General features: G+C 72.1%; 18 protein-coding genes. 11 read left to right on the top strand and 7 right to left on the bottom strand.

Going from position 1 to position 19,771, the window contains the following annotated elements; translation table 11 throughout:
* Positions 1-4 precede the first annotated feature (4 nt).
* Positions 5-976 (bottom strand): YHYH protein, encoded by a 972-nt coding sequence (locus ACZ7M3_RS26425; RefSeq protein WP_472066107.1) that lies wholly within the window; start codon positions 974-976, stop codon positions 5-7.
* Between the two features lie 358 nt (positions 977-1,334).
* On the opposite strand from ACZ7M3_RS26425, the gene ACZ7M3_RS26420 reads away from it, so the two are divergent.
* The 4 genes from ACZ7M3_RS26420 (at position 1,335) to ACZ7M3_RS26405 (ending at position 7,372) form a co-directional block, all read left to right on the top strand.
* Positions 1,335-2,672 carry an acyltransferase family protein gene (locus tag ACZ7M3_RS26420; protein WP_472066105.1) on the top strand — a complete coding sequence of 446 codons (1,338 nt, stop codon included), beginning with the start codon at positions 1,335-1,337 and terminating at the stop codon, positions 2,670-2,672.
* Between the two features lie 152 nt (positions 2,673-2,824).
* Positions 2,825-5,035, top strand: coding sequence for a hypothetical protein (locus ACZ7M3_RS26415; RefSeq protein WP_472066103.1), 2,211 nt, complete (start codon positions 2,825-2,827; stop codon positions 5,033-5,035).
* A gap of 314 nt (positions 5,036-5,349) precedes the next feature.
* A complete protein-coding gene (locus ACZ7M3_RS26410) occupies positions 5,350-6,069 on the top strand; it encodes a hypothetical protein (protein ID WP_472066101.1) in 720 nt (239 codons plus the stop codon).
* Between the two features lie 226 nt (positions 6,070-6,295).
* The gene (locus tag ACZ7M3_RS26405; protein ID WP_472066099.1) at positions 6,296-7,372 is read left to right on the top strand and encodes a LacI family DNA-binding transcriptional regulator; all 1,077 of its coding nucleotides are present in this window, start codon (positions 6,296-6,298) and stop codon (positions 7,370-7,372) included.
* Here the strand turns inward: ACZ7M3_RS26405 and ACZ7M3_RS26400 are convergent.
* The 3 genes from ACZ7M3_RS26400 to ACZ7M3_RS26390 form a co-directional block, all read right to left on the bottom strand.
* Positions 7,350-8,003: a ThuA domain-containing protein gene (locus tag ACZ7M3_RS26400; protein ID WP_472066097.1), complete on the bottom strand. Its 654-nt coding sequence runs from the start codon at positions 8,001-8,003 to the stop codon at positions 7,350-7,352. The genes ACZ7M3_RS26405 and ACZ7M3_RS26400 overlap by 23 nt on opposite strands.
* Positions 8,004-8,246: 243 nt before the next feature.
* Positions 8,247-8,816 (bottom strand): hypothetical protein, encoded by a 570-nt coding sequence (locus tag ACZ7M3_RS26395; protein WP_472066095.1) that lies wholly within the window; start codon positions 8,814-8,816, stop codon positions 8,247-8,249.
* A gap of 61 nt (positions 8,817-8,877) precedes the next feature.
* Positions 8,878-9,279 carry a DUF3592 domain-containing protein gene (locus ACZ7M3_RS26390; protein WP_472066093.1) on the bottom strand — a complete coding sequence of 134 codons (402 nt, stop codon included), beginning with the start codon at positions 9,277-9,279 and terminating at the stop codon, positions 8,878-8,880.
* A 158-nt stretch (positions 9,280-9,437) separates the two neighbouring features.
* On the opposite strand from ACZ7M3_RS26390, the gene ACZ7M3_RS26385 reads away from it, so the two are divergent.
* On the top strand, positions 9,438-9,842 hold the full coding sequence (locus ACZ7M3_RS26385; RefSeq protein ID WP_095852022.1) for a VOC family protein: 405 nt from the start codon (positions 9,438-9,440) through the stop codon (positions 9,840-9,842).
* Here ACZ7M3_RS26385 and ACZ7M3_RS26380 read toward each other — a convergent pair.
* Both ACZ7M3_RS26380 and ACZ7M3_RS26375 read right to left on the bottom strand, forming a co-directional pair.
* Positions 9,825-10,511: a helix-turn-helix domain-containing protein gene (locus tag ACZ7M3_RS26380; protein ID WP_472066091.1), complete on the bottom strand. Its 687-nt coding sequence runs from the start codon at positions 10,509-10,511 to the stop codon at positions 9,825-9,827. The two genes, ACZ7M3_RS26385 and ACZ7M3_RS26380, sit on opposite strands and share 18 nt — an antisense overlap.
* Positions 10,512-10,521: 10 nt before the next feature.
* The gene (locus ACZ7M3_RS26375) at positions 10,522-11,457 is read right to left on the bottom strand and encodes an AraC family transcriptional regulator (RefSeq protein WP_472066089.1); all 936 of its coding nucleotides are present in this window, start codon (positions 11,455-11,457) and stop codon (positions 10,522-10,524) included.
* Positions 11,458-11,560: 103 nt separating this feature from the next.
* On the opposite strand from ACZ7M3_RS26375, the gene ACZ7M3_RS26370 reads away from it, so the two are divergent.
* Positions 11,561-12,412: an NAD(P)H-binding protein gene (locus ACZ7M3_RS26370; RefSeq protein ID WP_472066087.1), complete on the top strand. Its 852-nt coding sequence runs from the start codon at positions 11,561-11,563 to the stop codon at positions 12,410-12,412.
* A gap of 105 nt (positions 12,413-12,517) precedes the next feature.
* Here ACZ7M3_RS26370 and ACZ7M3_RS26365 read toward each other — a convergent pair whose 3' ends face one another.
* The gene (locus tag ACZ7M3_RS26365; protein WP_351313356.1) at positions 12,518-13,681 is read right to left on the bottom strand and encodes a YihY/virulence factor BrkB family protein; all 1,164 of its coding nucleotides are present in this window, start codon (positions 13,679-13,681) and stop codon (positions 12,518-12,520) included.
* Between the two features lie 17 nt (positions 13,682-13,698).
* On the opposite strand from ACZ7M3_RS26365, the gene ACZ7M3_RS26360 reads away from it, so the two are divergent.
* The 5 genes from ACZ7M3_RS26360 (at position 13,699) to ACZ7M3_RS26340 (ending at position 19,679) form a co-directional block, all read left to right on the top strand.
* Positions 13,699-15,333 (top strand): acyl-CoA dehydrogenase family protein, encoded by a 1,635-nt coding sequence (locus tag ACZ7M3_RS26360; RefSeq protein WP_472066085.1) that lies wholly within the window; start codon positions 13,699-13,701, stop codon positions 15,331-15,333.
* Between the two features lie 381 nt (positions 15,334-15,714).
* Complete coding sequence (locus tag ACZ7M3_RS26355; protein WP_472066083.1) at positions 15,715-17,121, top strand: GAF domain-containing protein; 1,407 nt, start codon at positions 15,715-15,717, stop codon at positions 17,119-17,121.
* 81 nt (positions 17,122-17,202) lie between these two features.
* Entirely contained in the window at positions 17,203-18,582 is a 1,380-nt protein-coding gene (locus tag ACZ7M3_RS26350) for a hypothetical protein (protein WP_472066081.1), read from the top strand.
* A 279-nt stretch (positions 18,583-18,861) separates the two neighbouring features.
* On the top strand, positions 18,862-19,434 hold the full coding sequence (locus ACZ7M3_RS26345) for a GNAT family N-acetyltransferase (protein WP_472066079.1): 573 nt from the start codon (positions 18,862-18,864) through the stop codon (positions 19,432-19,434).
* A gap of 161 nt (positions 19,435-19,595) precedes the next feature.
* Positions 19,596-19,679 (top strand): putative leader peptide, encoded by an 84-nt coding sequence (locus ACZ7M3_RS26340; RefSeq protein ID WP_309486338.1) that lies wholly within the window; start codon positions 19,596-19,598, stop codon positions 19,677-19,679.
* Positions 19,680-19,771: the final 92 nt, after the last annotated feature.

The raw sequence follows: 19,771 nt of genomic DNA, 5'->3' as shown, positions 1-19,771 counted from the left end.
CACCCTAGTGCCCGCCGCGCCCGGACCTAGGCACGGTCACCGGCTTCCCCCGGAAACATCCGATGGAGTACGGATACTCTCCGTTGAGGTGGTAGTGGTACATGACGACCTTCTTGCCGTCCCACATGATCGCGTGTGTGTGACCGTGGCAGACGTCCAGATCCCTGTTCTTGACGATCTTTCCGTCCCGACCGCGCGGCCCGAAAATCCCGAAGCCGTCGATGGCGTATCCCACGAGCGGTGAGTGCCGGGAAGGGGAACGGGTGTCCGCGGACCCCCTCGAGGACTTGCTGCCGAAGCAGGTCTGCGAGGGGCCGTGGTAGTGGTACTGCGTTTCGTACGGATGGCCCCAGCAGCGGTCCAGCGGCAGGGCCGCGTTGGGGTCGACCGGTCGGTCCTCCGCGTCGGTGGCCACCTCCAGGTGGAAGGTGCCGCCCGCCAGAGCCATCCCGGTCGTCAGCTGGTCGATGCACGTGGGCTGCGCCCGGACAGACGGATCACGCGGAACGGTGACGTCGAGGTTCCACGGCTTGATGGGGATCGCGGCGGCGTTGGGGTACCCGTGCGCGGGAATCTCCGCGTAGTACTTGTAGGCGGGGGTGCCCTTCTGGACGGGGAAGCGCCCGGTGGGACGGTCCGGGAGCCCGTTGCCCTTGAAGCGCCGCCCGGTCGCGCCCGTCGTCACCTTCAGGTACTTCTTCCAGTGCATGGTCCCCGACACGAACGGGCGCTTGAGCACGTCGATCACACCGTGCGCGTCGATCCACGGGCGGTCGGGCCGAGTGAGGGTCCCCCCTTTGCAGGCGAAGAGGGTGTCGCGCGCGGGTGAGGCGATCGACGTGCCGGTTGGGGGTGTGCGCAGGCGGGTGATGAGGGTGCCGTCTGCCCCGCCTCGTACGTCCTCGGCCGCCCGCGCGGGATGCGGCGGGACCACCGCCACGGCTCCGGAGTCGGCCGGGGCCATCGATGGACCCATCAGCGCACAGGCGGTACCGGCCGCCACGGCAACGGATCTGAGTACGCCCTGCATCAACGCTTCCCATCTCGACAAGGAACAGACGGGCGGCGAGCCGGCGCGCCCGGCCCGATTCCCGCCGCCCGCATCACCTCACCACGCTCCGCTGCCGATGCCCTGCCGACACGTACACGCGTTCGGGTGAGGCCGAGTCCGAAGCGGGTCGCGCCACCGCCCGCCAGTCGTTGGGGGCAGGAGCCGACCACGGCCCGGACCTGTCGGGCTCCTGCCTGCGGGGGATGTCGTACCGGGCACGAATTGGTTGCGGCCCGGGCTCCCCGCGGTGGCCGGTGGCGGCACTGCGGCAACATGACGGCCCATGAGCAGAGACCGCTACGTCGACTTCCTGCGCGCGTGGGCGATCGGCCTGGTGGTACTCGGCCACTGGCTGATCACCGCCCTCGTCCGGGAGCCCGACGGGGAGATCCGCGCGCCGGAGCTGCTGGCGACCGTGCCCTGGACCCAGTGGCTGACGCTGGGGTTCCAGATCATGCCGCTGTTCTTCCTCGCCGGGGGCCATGCGGCGGGCGGCAGTTGGGCGCGGGCCCGGGCGGCGGGCGGCAGGGCCGCCGGATGGGTCGGAGGGCGGGCGCTGCGGCTGCTGCTTCCGGCCGCCGTGTACAGCGGACTTGTGCTGTCCGCCGTAGGGATCTGCTCGGCGGTCGGCGTGGACCCGAACACCCTTGAACTGGTGGGCTGGGCGATGGCGATGCAGTTCTGGTTCCTTCCGGTGTATCTGCTCCTCAGCGCCCTGACCCCGCCGCTGCACGCGGCGCACCGGCGCTGGGGGCTCCTCGTCCCGGTGGCGCTGGGCACGGTCGCCCTCGTGGCCGACACCCTGGTGGTGACGGTGCACACGCCGTACGTCGGACTGCTCGACTACGTGCTCGTCTGGGGCGTGGCCTACCAACTGGGTTTCTGCTGGCGGGACGGCCTGCTGACGGAGCGCCGGCCGCTCCCGGCCGCGCTGGCGGCGGGCGGCGCACTGGCCTTCGCCGCGCTGATCACCCTCGGGCCGTTCCCGGTCAGTCTGATCCTGGTGACCGGACAGACCCCCAGCAACACCGATCCGCCGTCGGCGGCGATGCTGGCGTGGGCGGTGGCCCAGGTCGGCCTGTGCCTGCTGGCCGCGCCCACGGTACGACGGCTGCTGGACCGCGAGCGGGTGTGGCGGGCGGTGCGCCCCGTGGGCGGCGCCAGCATGACGCTGTATCTGTGGCACATGCTGCCGGTGCTGATCGTCGCCGCCGCGTTCTATCTGACCGGCCTCGCGCCCGAACCCACCCTCGGGTCAGCGGCCTGGTGGGGACTCCGGTTCCCGTGGCTCCTCGTGCTCGGCGTCGTCCTGGCCGGTGTCGTGCGGGCGCTGCGTCCCCTGGAGCGCGGGCTGAGCCTCCTCTACGAACGGACGCGCCCCGACCCCGACTTCTCCCGCTCCTCCGGCTCCTCCCGCTCCTGGCTGCCCTGGCTCGGTCTGGCGGCGAGCGTCTCCGCCCTGACCCGCTTCGCCACCCGGGGCTTCGCCCCCGACGGCCGATTCCCCGTCCTGCCCGCGCTGGGCCTGCTGTTGGGCACGACACTGCTGACGGCACGCCGCCGGACGACCGCCGACCGGGACCCCGAAGAGCCCAAGGAGGCTCTGCGCGAAGCCGCCTGACGCCACGTCGGGTGCCGTCGGCGGGGCGGGCGGCGGACTGCGGCGGGGCAGGCGGTCGGGCGATGGGCAGATTTCAGGACTTTCCCCGTGTCGTCCATGGCTTCGTGGAAGGCTGATCCGTCCGGTCAGAGCCGTCCGAGGAGCTCTCTTTGGTGCGCATCGCGAAGGAAGACGCCGACATCGTCCGACGGGACTGCGGTCCCGGGGTCGTCGAGGAACTCACCGACTGGGCGCGGGAGGAGGGGCTGACGGCACTGTATGTGCGGCGCCCCCTGTGGAGTGTGCCCGGCAGGAGCTACACGGGCGCCTCGCTCCTCGCGGTGGAATGCGCGCCTGCGGCCCGGATGCTCATCGTCAAGGTCCTCCCCGCCGGCGCATCCGCCCGCGAACCCGAGGCGCTGAGCGCGGCACTGGACGCGGCCCCGGACTTCGCCCGGCGTCACCTGGTGGGACAGCCGTTCCCCGCCCGGGACCTTCCGGACGGTCGGACCCTCATGTTCCAGGAAGCGGCGGGCGACAGCCTGCGGGACAGCACGCCGTTGGGTTCGCTCGACGGCGAGGAGACCGACCGGGTGCTCGCGGAGGTCGTGCGCGGGTTGCTGACCGAGTGGAACGGTCCCGCCGAGGAGCGGGCACAGGCCGCCGTCCCGGAGCCGGTGACCGCCTCGGAGTTCCTGCGCGCCGAACTGGGCGACGCCTGGGAGGGCGGTGGTTCGGTCCGGGCCTGGGGGCGCGGCCTGGGTGTCCTGGAACCCTCGCCGCCCTGGGTCTACAGCGACGGGCTGCGCCTGCCCAACCCCTACCTGATGGTGACCGGCCGCTCCGCCGCGCTGCCCGACCCCTCCGTACGCGTGCTGCGCGGCCGGGCCCACGGCGATCTGCACCTGGACAACATCATCGTGTCCCGCTGGGAGAAGGAGGTCCGCGCGGGCGAGTACCACCTGATCGATCTGTGCACCTTCCGCGACCGCGCCGCGCTCGGCCGCGATCTCGCGACCCTGCTGCTGTCCGCGCTGGTCCCCCACATCCGGCATCCCCTGCCGCCGGACCAGCGTCACGCCCTGCTCCGGTTCGTGGTCGACCCGGCCGCCACGCACCGCGCCGAGATCGTGCCGAAGGCGGCGGCACGGGTGGCCGCCATCCGGGACACGGCGCTGCGGATCATGCGCGAGCGGCGCTGGGGCGACTCCTGGGAACTGCAGTTCCTGCTCTTGCTCCAGGCTCAGGCGCTGCTGTTCACCTCGTACACCGACCTCGGCGACACCGGTCGTACGTGGTGCGCGCGGCTCGCGGCGCACGCGGCCGGGGAACTGCTGGGGCGCACCGGCTCGGGCGGGACGGCGGAACTGCCGTCCGAGCGGCCCGCAAGGGATTCGTTCGAGATGCCCGGACTGACCGGACCGCGGGCGTCGGCGGCCCCCGCCTTCGTACCGGACCAGGCGCCCCGGCGGAAGCTGTGGAGTGCGGAATCGGGGGTGCGGGACAAGGAGGCCGTGGTCGGGTTCGGACCGGACCACACGGTCGTGGTCGTCGACGGGCGCGGCGGCGTCAGGCGGTGGACCGTCTCGGGTGAGGAACTGCCCGGCGTCGGGGGCCGGTCACCGGCGCTGCGGCTCGGGCACCAGGCCCTGGTGGCCTCCCTGACCCACAGCGTCGTCGCGGCCCGTCCGGAGGCACTGGACATCACCCACTTCCCCCGGGACGGCGGCGTGCGGCGCGCGGACCCGGTCCGTCTCGGTACCGATCACTTCCTGGTGACCAGCGGCGGCGACATCCTGGCGACACACGACAGGAAGCGGCTGACGGTACGGAGGTTCGACGACGGGACGCCGATCGAGTCCGTGGTGTGCCCGCCGGCCCTGGCGGCGAGCGCTGTCAGTACCGACGGTTCCGTGATCGCCATGGCGAGTTCGAGGAGGGTCCACATTCACCGGAGGGGCGGCGGGCCACTGGTGAAGGAGACCGAGAACAGCCTGCCGTACGCCAGGAATTGGCTCCTGCGCGCGGCGCTGCCCGACCCCGGGTGCTGGCTGGCGGTCTCCCCGTCGGGCGGCCACGTGGGGTGCGTGACCTTCGCGGAGGTCGTGGTGTGGAGCGTCGACGACGACAAGGAGGTCTACCGCAGACCGCTGGGAGACCGGGAGAGTCTCGAAGGACTCGGTGCGGCACAGATGCGTCTGGTGTGTACGGACACGGGCACCCTGCTCTGGCTCAAGCGCGGTCGGCTCGTGTGCCCCACCGTCGGACCGGCCGGGACCCAGCTTCAACAGTCCGGCTACTACAACGACTTCGCCGCCACCCGTGACGGACGGCGGATCGCGACGCTCGACACCGCGGGCCGACTCGACGTGTGGGAGACATGACGACGACCGGGGCACGGAGACGTGCGGGAACGGCCTCCGAAGGGACGCCTGGGCGTGCCGGAACGGCCTCCGAAGGGGGCGCGCGGTGGCACACGTCCTCCCCAGCACGCGCCCCTTGTGAAACGCACTCCGATTGCCGGAGCGGAAGTGCCGAGCGTGCCCACACGCGGCCTTTCGGCTGACTAGCGTGACCGTCACATTTTGTATCCGGGCGGGCCGACCTGGCCTGCCCGGACGCATGTCACCAGCACACGAACCGGGACGCGACCGGTCCCGGCCGGTCCGCCGGTCCGCCGCTCCACAGAGGGACAACTGTGAATCTCGACAAGCAACAACGGGGCGCCCCCGAGCCGCCGCCCGCTCCACGCCGTCAGCGGGGCATTCCGCGGTGGGTCGAACTGCTCGTCCTCGCCGCGACGGCCGTGGGTGGCTTCTTCGGCGGGCAGGTGGTCGTGGTCAACAAGGATTCCGGCGGTGACGCGAAGCCGTCGGCCGAGGCCACCGTGACCGCGACCGTGACAGCCACCTCGACCGTCACGGCGAGCCCCTCCGCGACCACGCTCGCCGGGGGCGAGACACCCACCGACGACCCGAGCGACCCCTCCGGGAGCCCCGCCCCGGGCCGACGAACCTTTCTCGCGGATCTGGGCGTGGTGGACGGCGGGGGCTCGGTGAACGCCTCCCCCGCCACGCTGCTCGGCCGGAGTTACCCGAAGGCCGTCCGGCTCAACTGCGACGAGGCCGGAAAGAGCGCCGTGTACAACGTCAGCGGCTACAAGACCCTCCAGGCCTCGGTGGGCATCGCCTCCGATTCGTACAACGCCATCGGGTCGGTCGGCTCCGTCTCCCTGACCAGCGCCTCCGGGAACCCGATCGGCCGCCCCGTGGAGACCCGCTCCAGCTCCGTCACGAAGCTCTCCGTCGACATCTCCGGGCAGGACCAGGTGAAGATCACCTGCGTCATGACGAAGACCGGCTCGGAGGGCATGTCCTACTTCACCACGGCGCTGGGAGACGCCGTCCTGATCGCCTGACCGTGCCCGGTCGCACGGCCGGCACGACCCGGCGCACGTTCGGTATTTCGAGAGTTTCAGCCCGCGAGGAGTCCCGTGGACTTCCGTCAATCCTTTCCTCTTCACGCCGTATTGAGGCGGGCTTAGTGTAGAAAGCGGTTGCTACGCGATCGCGGTGCCGGTCGCGCGAGCAGTGCTGTTCGAAACTTTCGACGGGCCCTCGGGCGGGCCGGGGAGGCGGGCTCTCATGGTGCGTACGGGAAGCGTGGCCGGGCCGACGCTGGCGGTCGTCGCCCGTGCGGCGGGGGTGTCGGTGCCGACGGCGTCGAAGGTGGTCAACGGCCGGGAGGACGTGGCACCGGAGACCCGCCGCCGGGTGACCGAAGCGCTCGACCGGCTCGGCTACGTCCGCAGACCCCGCTTCGAGGCGGCAAAGCCGCCGGGGCTGGTCGACCTCGTGGTGCACTCGCTGGAGAGCTCCTGGTCGGGCGCGGTGCTGCACGGGGTGGAGGGCGCGGCGCACGACGCGGGCCTGGAGGTGGTCGTCTCGGCCGGCCTGCCCCGGACCGGGGGCGGGCGCCCGGAGCGCGACTGGCTGGACAAGCTCACCACGCGGGGCTCGGCGGGCGTGCTGTTCCACCTGGCCGAGCTCACCTCGTCCCAGTACGCCTGGCTGGAGCAGCACCGCATCCCGTTCGTGATGATCGACCCGGTGCTCGAACCGCCGCCCGGTGTGGTGTCGGTGGGCGCGGCCAACTGGCAGGGCGGGGTGCTGGCGACGGAACACCTCCTCTCCCTCGGCCACGAACGCATCGGCGTCATCGGCGGCTTCCGCCGCAGGATGTGGGGCGGCGCCCGGGTCGCCGGCTACCGCTCGGCCCTCGCCTCGGCCGGGATCGGGCACCGTCCCGAGTACGTCCGTTACGGCGGCTTCACCGAGACCGGCGCCCACCGCCGCATGCGGGAACTCCTCGACCTCCCCGAGCCGCCCACCGCCGTCTTCGTCTGCTCCGACCGGATGGCCCTCGGCGCCTACCAGGCCTTGGCCGAACGGGAGTTGAGCGTCCCGGACGATTTCAGTGTGGTCGGCTTCGACGACCTTCCCGAGTCACGCTGGGCCACCCCGGCTCTCACCACCGTGCGCCAGCCGCTCTCCGAGATGGCCGCGACGGCACTGCGCCTGCTCGTGCGGATGATGGCGGGCGAGCAACCCGAGGGCACACGGACGGAGTTGTCGACGCGTCTGGTGGAACGGGCGAGTACGGGGCCGGTACCGACCGGTCGGAGGGCGGCCGAATCGCTCAGAGGGCGGCCGCCCAGGTGATGCCGCCGAGCAGATGCGCACGGAAGTCGGGGTCCTCGTACGCCTCCGAGGCGTGCCCGAGCGCGGTGTAGAAGACCCGGCCCGCGCCCTGTTCCCGGCACCACACGAGGGGATGGTCCCGGCCCATGCCGCCGCCCTCGTACGAGGATTCGTCGGCGGAGGCGAGGACGCGGACCGCACCGCGCGGGTTGGCGCGGAAGTCATACCACTCGTCGGTGAACTCCCAGACGGCCGCGAGGTGTTCGGTCGCGGGATGTCCGCGGTCCTCGACGACGGCCTTGCCCGGCTGGCACTCGGGGTGCCGGTCGAAGCGCGCGCCGAGGAGTTCGCCGTAGTACGGCCAGTCGTACTCGGTGCAGGCGGCGGCGTGCACTCCGACGAACCCGCCGCCACCCTCGACGTACGCCGCGAGCCGGGTCCGTCCGGGCGGGGTGAGTACGTCCCCGCTGGTGGAGAGGAAGACGACCGCCGCGTACGGGTCGAGGGGCGTCTCGAACGCGGCCGGGTCCTCGGTGGCGTCGACGTCGAAGCCGTGGGTCGCGCCCAGGGAGCGTACGGCGGCGACGGCGGCCGGGATGGAGTCGTGCCGGTAGTCGGTGGTGCGGGTGTAGACGAGAACGCGGGTGGTCATGGGCGCGAGCCTATGTCCGGGGATCGTCTTCGGCTGCGGGGTGGGGGCCGGTCCTCGGACGCCGGACGGGCTCAAGGCCTTCGGGGGCGCGGGGCTGTGTATATATGCGGCTCCGCCGCGGGGCGCGATCAGCCCCCAGCGGCCCGCAGGCCGCGATGCTCAACCCGAGGTCCCCACCTCGTTGTCGGGTGCCCCGTCCCCCGTCGACGGCACGTCGCCCCGCTCCACGGGCGCCGTGGCTGTTCACGCCGGTGGCAGGACGGCGGCGAGTTCGGCGTCGCTCGGGCGGTGGGCGGAGTGGAGGGCGGAGCGAAGGACGGCCCGCGTCACCTTCGTCGCGTCACCGCTCACTTTCAGCACATGGCCCTTCTCGACGAGCGCGTACTCGTGGCGGCCCCCACCGGCGCGGTACCACGCGTCGCCGTCCCGCTCACACACCGTCCGCTCGCCCGCCATGCCGCCGACCGGCTGCTTCGGGCAGGACCGCGCCGTCATCGTGCCCCGTTCCACGGACAGTTGGATCTGGGCGTTGGTCTCCTTCGCCCAGTACACGCCGGAGAAACCGTCGTCGCCGTACACGCCGACCGACTGCTGGGCGAGGGTGAAGCCGGGCGCCTTCGTGACATACACGAGTTCCGGTGCGATCCCCAACGCACTCACATGTGCGTCGAGTTCGGCCCGGCTCGGCACGGCGACCGACGCCGACGCGTCCACCCCGCTCCCGGCCCCCGCCTTCTCCGTCCCGCACCCCGCGAGCAGTACGGGAAACAGCAGCACCACCGGGAGCAACAGCACGCGCACGGATCGGATCATGACGCCCATCCTGCCGCACAGGCGTTCCACAGGTGTTCCTCAGTGCGCATACACGTACACCTCAATGCACGACGATGAAGACGCCCACCGCGAGGAAGACCGCTGCCGCGCACGCCATGACGACCACCGGCCCCGTCATGTGCCGCCACATCCGCACCCTGGCCCGCTGCGGGTTGTGCGGCGGGTAGATCACGGGCACGGTCAGCCCGGTGGCGAGCCCCATTCCGGATCCGCGCATCCGGGGCTTGAACTCCACTCGGTGGCCCCGGTGGTCCAGGAACTCGATGACCGGCACCCATTCCGGCCCGTCCTCACTGTTGACGCGGACGTTGTCGACCACGACGCCGTGGGTGTGGCGTCCGTGACGGCGCAACCGGCGCATCTGGACGCCTTCCGAGAGCGCGCAGCCGAGGAGGAGCACGCCGGCTCCCCCGCACATGACGGCCCCGAGTGTGCCTGACATGCCTTGGCCTTCCCTCCGCACCGGTAACCCGTACTTGATCTGTCCCGGCCACAGGAGACGCGCTCCTTCGTGAGTTCGGTTCCCGTCCCTCCGCCCGCGGAGGGACTCTGTCCGATTCGTTCAAGACCCGTTTCCCGCGCCCTGCCTACGGTGTCCCCATGACTCCACGATTCGCCGTGATCGGCCTGGTCGCCTCCGACATGGCCGCCACGCTCGCCTTCTACCGCCGCCTCGGGCTCGTCTTCCCCGAGGGCGCCGAGGACCAGCCGCATGTCGAGGCCGAACTGCCCGGCGGGTCCCGGCTGGCGATCGACACCGAGGAGACGGTCCGTTCGTTCCATGCGGGGTGGCGGCCGCCGGCCGACGGGGGCGGCCGGATGTCGCTCGCCTTCGGCTGCGACGGCCCGGCGGAGGTCGACTCGGTCTACGAGGACCTGGTCGGCGCCGGGTACCACGGCGAGCTCAAGCCGTGGGACGCCTTCTGGGGGATGCGGTACGCGGTCGTGCACGACCCGGACGGCAATGGCGTCGACCTGTTCGCGCCGCTACCCGCGCCCGAGTAGTTCCCCCAGCAGCATGCCCGCCAACTCCCGTACGTCCCGCGCCAGATGGGCCTGGTCGGCGAAGCCGGAGCGGGCCGCCGTCTCCGCGAAGGGGACCCCGGCGCGGGCGAGGGCGAGCGCCCGTTGCAGGCGCAGGACGCGGGCGAGGGTCTTGGGGCCGTAGCCGAAGGCGGTCAGTGAGCGGCGGTGCAACTGGCGTGCGCCCAGGCCGAGTCGGTCGGCCGTCGCCGCGATCGACCGGCCCGCGTCCAGGGCCGCCACGACCTCCCGCAGCAGCGGGTCGGGGGGATCGGTGACAGCCGCCCGGTCCAGTGCCACCTGCTCCAGCGCGGTCACCGGGTCGGCGGCCGCGGCGACCCGCGCGGTGCGGCGCCGTACCTCCGAGGCCGGCCACAGGTCCGCCAAGTCGACGCGCAGGTCGCGCAGTTCATGGGCGGGTACGCCGAGGAACGTCGGCCCCGTGCCGGGGTAGAAGCGGATGCCCGCCCAGTGCCCGGCCGCGCCCTCGGGAACGTACGCCCGGGTGTCGGGCCCGGCGACGAGCAGTCGCCCCTCGTGCCAGAGCAGGTCCATACAGCCGTCGGGAAGTACGGCCCCCGCCGTGGAACCGGACGTTCCACGGGACCACACGACGGCGCCCGGCAACCGGGCAGGCCGCTCCATGTACATGCACGTCAGGTTACGCCGCCCGCGTCCGGTGCTCCTGCGGGCTGACCCCGTACACCCGTTTGAAGGCGCTGGACAGGGCGAACGCGCTGCCGTAACCGACGTGGCGGGCGATCGCCTCAAGGGTGTCGTCCGTTTCGCGCAGCCGGTCGGCGGCCAGGGCGAGGCGCCAGCCGGTGAGGTACGTCATCGGGGGCTCGCCCACGAGTTCGCTGAAGCGGCGGGCCAACGCGGCCCGGGACACCCCGGCCTTCGCGGCGAGCGTCGCCACCGTCCAGGGGTGTGCCGGGTCGTCCTGGACGAGCCGCAGCACCCGGCCGACGACGGGGTCCGCGAGCGCCCGGTACCAGGCGGGGGCGGCGGCCTCCGGACGGGAGAACCAGGCGCGCAGCGCGGCGATCATGAGGAGGTCGAGGAGCCGGTCAAGGACCACCTCCTGGCCGGGCTCGTCACGGACGATCTCCTCGGTGAGGATCGCGGTGAGCGGGCAGTCCCACACGTCCTGGGTCAGGGAGAGCAGCGGCGGCAGGGCGTCGAGCAGCCTGCCGTTGATCTCGCCCCGCATCAGGTACGTCCCGATCAGCAGCACCGTGGAGCCGTCGAGCCGATCGCCCCAGGTGCGAACGTCCAGGTCCCACTGGCCCTTCAGGGACCGCCCGTCGGGGTAGGTGCACTCGCCGCCCGGCAGGATCACCGCCTGCGGCAGGGTCCCCGGGCCGTCCGCGCAGGTGTACGGGTCAGGGCCGCGGGCGATCGCGAGGTCACCGGCCCGCAGGAACACGCGCTCCCCCGCGTCCGGCACGACCCAGGCCTCGCCGCGCACCACGAGCATGATCGTGAGGGGGGCGCGGTCCTCGACGCGCACGCACCAGGGCGGGTCGAAGCACGCACGGATCATGAAGGCGCCGCGTGCCCGGGGGCCCTCCAGCAGACCGGCGAGTGCGTCCATGGCGTCAGCGTAGACGTCCGAGGGGAAGGGACGTAGACGTCCGCTTATGGGAATGAGTTCCTCGGCGATGGGAGTCCTGCGCGGGCGGCGATTCACTGTCGGTATGACGCAGAACAGGGCACGCGAAGAGCACGTAGGGGACATGACGGTGCTGGTGACGGGCGCCACGGGGCGTACCGGGCGGCGGGTGGCCGAGGCCGCGCGGGCGGCGGGGCTGAAGGTGCGGGCGGCGTCCCGTGCGGCGGGGTTCGACTGGACGGACCGGTCGACGTGGGCGGACACCCTGCGGGGTGCCGACGCGGCGTATCTCGTCCACCCCACGGACGTCGGCTCGCCCGACGCGGCCGAGATGGTCGGGGGTCTGGCACGGGAGGCGGTCGGGCTGGGGGTGCGGCGGCTGGTGCTGCTGTCCTCGCGGGGTGAGGAGCGGGCGCGCCCGGCCGAGGAGGCGCTGCGGGCGTCGGGCGCGGACTGGACGGTCGTACGGGCCGCGTGGTTCGCGCAGAACTTCAGCGAGGGGCCGTTGGTGGAGGGGCTGCTCCGCGGAGAACTGGTGTTTCCCGCCGGTGAGGTGCGGGAGCCGTTCATCGATGTGCGGGACATCGCGGACGTCGTGGTGGCCGTGCTCACGGGGGGCGACCGGTATGTCGGGCAGGAGCTCGCCGTCTCCGGGCCCCGGCTGCTGAGTTTTCGGGAAGCGGTGGGGGAGATCGCGGCGGCGACGGGGGGTGAGCTGACGTATCTCCCGGTGACGGCGCGCCAGTACGGCGATCAGCTGGCCGGGTTCGGGGTGCCGGCACAGGAGGTCGAGTTCCTCGTCGAGCTCTTCGAGAGCCTGCTCGACGGGCGTAACTCCTACCTGTCGGAGGGTGTGCGGGAGGTCCTGGGGCGGGAGCCGCGCGATTTCACCGCGTTCGCTCGGGAGGCGGCGGGGGCGGGGGCCTGGAAGGGGTAAGGCTCCGCGCCCGGAGCCCCGCGGTGCGTTCTTCGGGTGCGGGTCGGTGGCTGGGCGCGCAGTTCCCCGCGCCCCTCGGGCGGGGGGTTCGCCCCGCCTCCCGTCCTACTCGTCCGCGCAGTGGTCGTCGTCGTTGCTCTTGCGGGGGTGGTGGGAGCTCTTGACGTGGGTGCGGAGGCGGGAGGTCACATCCTCCGGGGGGAGGAAGCGGGACCAGCGTTCCGGGAACTCGGAGGGCATGTCCGGGTCGTCGGGATCGGGGTCGGCGGCGCGGTGGGCGGCGGCGCGGGCGACGTACTCGGCGGCCTGCTCCTGGCGCAGGCGCTCGTTCGCGGCGCGGGCCGCGGCCGTGGCGGCGGCCGGCCAGACCCGGTCGATGGCCGCGTTGACGGCGGCGCCGACGAGGACGGCGAACGCGGACACACCGATCCACAGCAGGACGGCCACGGGGGCGGCGAGTGAGCCGTAGATCGTCGGGCCCTCGACCGTGCTCGTCAGGTAGATACGGAGCAGGAAGCTCCCGAAGACCCACATGGCGAGGGCGACCAGGGCGCCGGGCACGTCCTCCACCCAGGGTGAGCGCACGGGCACCGACACGTGGTACAGCGTGGTCAGGAAGACGACCGAGAGCACGATGACGACAGGCCAGTACAGGACCTGTACGAGCGTCGCCGACCACGGCACGATCTGCACCACCGCGTCCGGGCCCGCGACCATCAGCGGCAGCGCGATCGAGCCGATCAGCAGCGCCACGATGAACAGCAGGAACGACATCACGCGGGTCGCCACGATCCCCCGGGTGCCGTCGAGGCCGTACATCACGGTGATGGTGTCGACGAAGACGTTCACCGCGCGCGAGCCCGACCACAGGGCGAAGAGGAAGCCGAGGGAGATGATGTCGGGCCGGCCGCCCTTCATCACGTCGTGAAGGATCGGTTCGGCGATCTGGTGGACGCCCTTGTCCGTGAGGACCGTGCGGGATGCCTCCAGGATGTTGGACTCCAGGCTCGCGATCGAGTGCGCGCCGGTCCAGTCGTCCACGTAGCCGAGCAGTCCGATCATGCTCAGCAGCAGGGGCGGCACGGACAGGAGTGTGAAGAAGGCGGCCTCGGCCGCCAGCCCCAGGATCCGGTACTCCATGCAGGAGTTGACGGTGTCCTTGAGCAACAGCCAGGCGGTCCTGCGCTTCGACACGTTCCTGTACAGCGCGCGAGCGCGGTGAAAGCGGCCCACGGGAGACCGTTCAGGTGTTTCTTTTGCCTGGTGCACGTCCTTACCGTATCCGTATGGCAGCCAGCACCCACACCGTGACCAACCAGGCTCCGCCCCTGGTCGGATATGACGTCTTTGCCGCCGACCGGGCCCTCGTGGAGGCGGTCGAGCGGCACCTGGATCCAGGACTTCTCGACGAGGCACGCGAGGAGCTGTCGCTGCTCGGGCGCACGACGGGCTCCGCGCAGGTACAGGAATGGGGGGTGCTGGCCAACGAGAACCCGCCGAAGCTGCGCACCCACGACCGCTACGGCAACCGCATCGACGAGGTCGATTTCCATCCCGCCTGGCACCGACTGCTCGGCAAGGGGGTCTCGGCGGGGCTGACGGCGGCCTGGAGCCGTCCCGGCGGTCACCTCAGGCGCGCGGCCGGCTTCGTCGTGTGGTCGCAGGCCGAGGCGGGCCACGGCTGCCCGCTGTCGATGACCCACGCGGCGGTGCCCGCCCTGCGCACCGACCCGGCTCTCGCCGCCCTCTGGGAACCACTGCTCACGTCCACCGTCTACGACCAGGGGCTGCGGCCCGCCTCCCAGAAGGCCGGTGTGCTCTTCGGGATGGGCATGACGGAGAAGCAGGGCGGCAGTGACGTACGGGCGAACAGGACCGAGGCGCGACCGCTCGCCGAGGACGGGACCTACGAGCTGACCGGGCACAAGTGGTTCTGTTCGGCGCCGATGTCGGACGGGTTCCTGGTGCTGGCGCAGGCACCGGGCGGGCTCACCTGTTTTCTGGTGCCGAGGGTGCTGGAGGACGGGACCCGCAACGTGTTCCGCATCCAGCGGCTCAAGGACAAGCTCGGCAACAAGTCGAACGCGTCGAGCGAGGTCGAGTTCGACGGGACCTGGGCGCGCCGGGTCGGGGACGAGGGGCGCGGGGTGCGCACCATCATCGAGATGGTCGCGGTGACCCGGCTGGACTGTGTGCTCGGCGCCGCCGCCGTCATGCGGCAGGCCGTGGCGCAGGCCGTGCACCACTGCACCTACCGGGAGGCCTTCGGCGGCAAGCTGATCGACAAGCCGCTGATGCGCAACGTGCTGGCGGACCTGGCGCTGGAGTCGGAGGCGGCGACGACGCTGGCGATGCGTCTGGCGGCGGCGTACGACGACGGCGGCGAGGACGAGCGGGCCTTCCTGCGGCTCGCGGTGCCGGCCGCCAAGTACTGGGTGACCAAGCGCTGCACCCCGGTGGCGGTGGAGGCACTGGAGTGCCTGGGCGGCAACGGGTACGTCGAGGAGTCCGGCATGCCGAGGCTGCTGCGCGAGTCGCCGCTCAACTCCATCTGGGAGGGAGCGGGCAATGTGCAGGCCCTCGACCTGCTGCGCGCGATCCAGCGGGAGCCGCAGGCGCTGAACGCGTTCCTGCAGGAGGTGGGCCGGGCCCGCGGCGCCGACCACCGGCTCGACGGCGCGATCAAGAACCTGCTGGGCGAACTCGCCGACCTGGACGGTATCGAGGGTCGCGGCCGCAGGCTCGCGGAGCGGGTCGCGCTGGTGCTGCAGGGGTCGCTGCTCGTCCAGTACGCGCCCCCGGAGGTCGCCGACGCGTTCTGCGCCTCACGGCTGGGCGGCGACTGGGGCTCGGCCTTCGGCACCCTGCCGCACAGTCTCGATCTGGCCACGGTGGTGGAACGGGCCCGACCGGTTTCCTGAGCAGTTTGCTGAGGAGCTTCCTGAGCTGTTCCTGAGCCGGTCTCCGCACCGGGCGCGGGGGTGGTGCTGCGCCGACACGGCACCACCCCCGCTCTCTGGCCCCGTTGTGAGGAGCGCGAACGCCGCACGGGCGGCGTTGCTCAAGTTTCCGACCCCGTACGGCTGTTCGCCAGGGTTGCAGGGGGTTGCAACTTTTCCGGCCTCTGTGGCCGGACTGTGTCCCTCCGTCGACGCCGCGCGGCACTATGAGAACAGCAGTCAGTACGGGCCCGGGTGACCGTGGCCGAAAAAAGGCCGGGCAGTGGTGGGCCACAGGTGCCCCGAACCCGTCGGTCCTTCGGTCCGTCGGCCCGTCCGTCCGGGGAGGATGGGGAGGATTCCGTGGCGCACTCGCCGATCGACGTGACGCGGCTCGCCGCCCTGGACGCCGCCCAGGCGGCCCGTGTCCTGCGCGAGGTGCGCGACGCCACGCTCTCCGGACAGCCCGCCCGCCTCGCGCCACGCCCGGTGATCGAGCAGTCCTGGGAGCGCATGCTGCGCAGCGGAGTCGACCCCGACCACGACTTCCGGGCCGGGCTGCTGGTCCGCGACGAGGTCGAGCGGCGGCGCCAGACCTCACCGCTGCGGCATGTCCTGCCGGTGCTGCGCGAGGGCCTGCTCACGGTCGCGGACGTCGCACACCACATCATGGTGGTCGCGGACGCGGAGGGCCGGGTGCTGTGGCGGGAGGGCAGCGCGTCCGTGCTGCGCAAGGCCGACGGGTTCGGCTTCGAACTCGGGGCGGACTGGCGCGAAGGCGTGGTCGGTACGAACGGTGTGGGCACCCCGCTGGTCGCCCGGCGCCCCGTGCAGGTCTTCTCCGCCGAGCACTTCGTGCGCACCCACCACTCGTGGACCTGCACCGGCGCTCCGATCACCGACCCGCGCGACGGCAGTCTGATCGGCGTCGTGGACGTGAGCGGGCCGCTGGACACCCTGCACCCGGCGACGCTCGCCCTGGTCGGCTCGGTGGCCAAACTCGCCGAGGCGCGCCTGCGCGAGCTGCACCTGACCTCGTTGGAGGGGCTGCGCGCGGTGGCGGCGCCGGTGCTCGCCCGGCTCGGCGGGCGCGCCCTCGCCGTGGACCAGGACGGCTGGACGGCCGCGGTCACCGGGATGCCGTACACCGGACGGCTCGCGCTGCCCAAGGCGCTCGCTCCCGGGCGGAGTTGGCTGCCGACGCTCGGACTGTGCGTGGTGGAACCGCTACCCGGCGGTTGGCTGCTGCGGGCCGCCGACGAGCCGGTGCCCCGGCGGGCCGCGCGGATCGTCCTGGACCTGGCGCACCCGCGGCGCTCCTCGGTGACCGTCTCCTCCGAAGCGGGCTCCTGGTGCCACGAACTGAGCCCCCGCCATGCCGAGTTGCTGTACCTGCTGGCCGTCCGACCCGCCGGGCGCAGCGCCTCCGGGCTCGCCGACGACCTGTTCGACGACCCCGGTCGTACGGTGACGGTGCGGGCCGAGATGTCGCGCGTACGGCGGTATCTCGGGGCTTTTCTGGAACACCGGCCGTATCGTTTCTGCGAGGCCGCGGAGGTCGAGTTGGTACTCCCGGAGGACCCCCGGGACCTGCTCCCCCACTCGACGGCGCCGGCGGTGCGCAAGGCGCGGAAACACGGGCCCCCTTGTACCGCACCGGGGCCCGACGCGTCACCCGACCGGCCGAATATGCCCCCTGCGAGAGGCAAGGAGCGTATTTCGGGACCGTCTTCCGGGGTCCTCGACCAGGCACATGGCTCTCTGACGTAGCATCCCTCCACAGGCCACCCCACCCGTCTCTCCGTCAATGTTCTGATCATGAGGGGCAGTTGGCCTTCCTCGGGAGGACGCATGAAGCACCGCGGCAGACACCGTCGTAGGCGAAGGGGACAGGCGCTGCGCGCCACCCTGGCCGGAACCGCCCTCGCGCTCACCGCGGCCGCCACGCTGATCAGCACCTCCCAGGCCACGGGCAGCAACAGTCCGGGCGCGCTGACGCCGCTCACGTCGACCGCCGAGACCAGCAGGCTCCAACTGCACGAGAATCTGGTCGCCGGGGACACTCTCAGCACGCTCAGCCGGAACATGGGCGGGAACGTCGGGGTCTCCGGCGTGCTGGCGAGCGCCGACCACACGATGCGCGACGAGGCCGACTGCTCCGGGACCGAGCGGGCCGCGCTGCCGCTCGAACCGGTCGCCACCCGCGCGTACTGCTGGGCCGCGGACGACGCGCGGAGCGTGCAGTGGGCGCCCGCCTCCGTCACCACCTCCGGTGACGCCGACCTGGACGGCCGGTGGGGCGACCAGCGGGTCATCCTGGCGGGCTGGAACCACGACGACCGGGCCGCGGGCGCCTCCGCCACCGACCGGGGTCTGGCCCGGGTCGCCTTCATCGACGCGAGCGACCCGGCGGCGCTCAGGTACCGCTGGGTGCTGCTGGTCGCGCCGCGCGACGGCGGCAGGGACTTCGGCGCGGTCCGTTCCCGGCTGGGCGGCATGGTCTGGTACCAGGGCAAGCTGATCGTCACCGCGCAGAACGGCGCGGGGCAGGACGACTCCTTGCTCGTCTTCGACCTGCACCACCTCCTGAAGGCGGGCGTGGACAGCGGGGCGATCGGCAGGGTGCGGGGCGGCTACTCCGCGGACGGCTACCGGTACGTGCTGCCGGCCGTCGGCTCGTACAGCCCGGCGGGCGGCACGTGCGGCTCGGGCGAGGCCCGGGCGAACCCCTGTTTCGGTTCCCTGTCGCTGGACCGCACCTCGACGCCGGACAGCCTGGTCGCCACCGAGGCGGCGCCGGCCGACGGCACGGAGCGGACCCGGATCTGGCGGTACTCGTACAGCACCGTCGCCGGCCGGGCGGGGTTGCTCGGCAGCGACTCCCTGGGGCGGGTCGATGCGCGCGAGGCCTACACGACCAAGGCCGCGGGGCTCTCGGGTGTCCTCTCCTATACGCCGGCCGGGGCGCGCAAGGCCGACTGGTACGTCGGTCACGCTCCCGCCAGCGGTGGTCGGCACGGCACGCTGTGGCGGCAGAGCGGACACACCGCCGAGGCGGTCCAGTGCACCGGTGACCAGTCCTACGCTTGTTGGGGCCAGCACACCGCCTCCCTGTCCTACTGGCAGGAGACCGGCGAACTGTGGACCCTCACCGGCGCCGACCCCGACACGACACCGGAGCGCGTCCTGTACGCGGTCCCGTTGACCGCGGTGAACAAGTCCCTGGGCTAGAGCCCCGGGGGGTTCTTCGCCCCCGCCGCCCCTACCCGTCCCATCCTTCTGGGACTCCGCCCCAGCCCCCGCCAGGGGCGCTGCGCCCCCTGGACCTCCGCAGGGGTTCTTCAGGGGCGCGAGGAACTGCGCGAACGGCCCCCACCGGCCCGCGGCCGAAGAACACACCCGGGGGCTCTGGGGGCGGAGCCCCCAGGGATGGGACGGGTAGGGGCGGCGGGGGCGAAAACATCTGGCCCACTTTGGAGCGCGGCGCAGCCCCGTGGTTCCCTGGCCTTCATGAGCAACGTCACTGTGACCACCTGGTCCCTGGAGCAGAGCGCGTCGAGCGACCTGCTCCCCGCGATCACACCCGACGGCGACGTCCGGATCGTGCGCTCCGAAGTCCCCTCGCCCGAGTTCAACCGCTTCCTGTACGCCTCCGTGGGCGGAGACATCCGCTGGACCGACCGCCTGAGCTGGACGTACGCGCAGTGGCAGGAGGTCCTGGACCGCCCCGGCGGGGAGACCTGGGTCGCCTACGACCGGGGAACGCCCGCGGGCTATGTCGAGCTGGACCCGCAGGACGACGGCGTCGTGGAGGTCGCGTACTTCGGGTTGATCCCCGCCTTCCGGGGCCGGCGGATCGGCGGGCACCTGCTCTCGTACGGGGTGGCGCGGGCCTGGGACCTGGCGGAGCGCTGGCCGGGGCGGCCCGAGACGAAGCGTGTCTGGCTGCATACATGCAGCAAGGACGGGGAGCACGCGATGGACAACTACCTGCGCCGCGGCTTCAAGCTCTTCGACACCAAGGTGGAGGAGGAGCCGGAGGTCGCCACGCCCGGACCCTGGCCGGGCGCGCGAGCGGTCTGACCTGCCGCGGGCCGCCCCTCGGGCGGTCACCGGGCCGCCGGATCGTCCATTCCTGCCCAGCCGTGTGACCGACGACACCTTTGTCTCGCCCTTCGGGACAAGGGTGTCCACATGATGGATGACGGTGGACTGGCCCGAGATCCCCGTGACACGCTTCCGTCATGTCTGGAACTGGAATTGCCTTGGTGAGTCGGCGGCACGTCGACCTCGGCCGCATGTCCAGCGCCATCTGTCCGGCGAGCTGACAGCCCCGGCCCAGCCGACATTCTCCCTTTTGCCCCTCTCTGCGCAATGACGCGCGCGTACTTTCCGTATGCGCCCATATGCGCTGTCGAGA

Source organism: Streptomyces sp. NPDC111656 (genome assembly GCF_055656965.1).
This window is presented reverse-complemented; position numbering and strand designations above follow the sequence as displayed.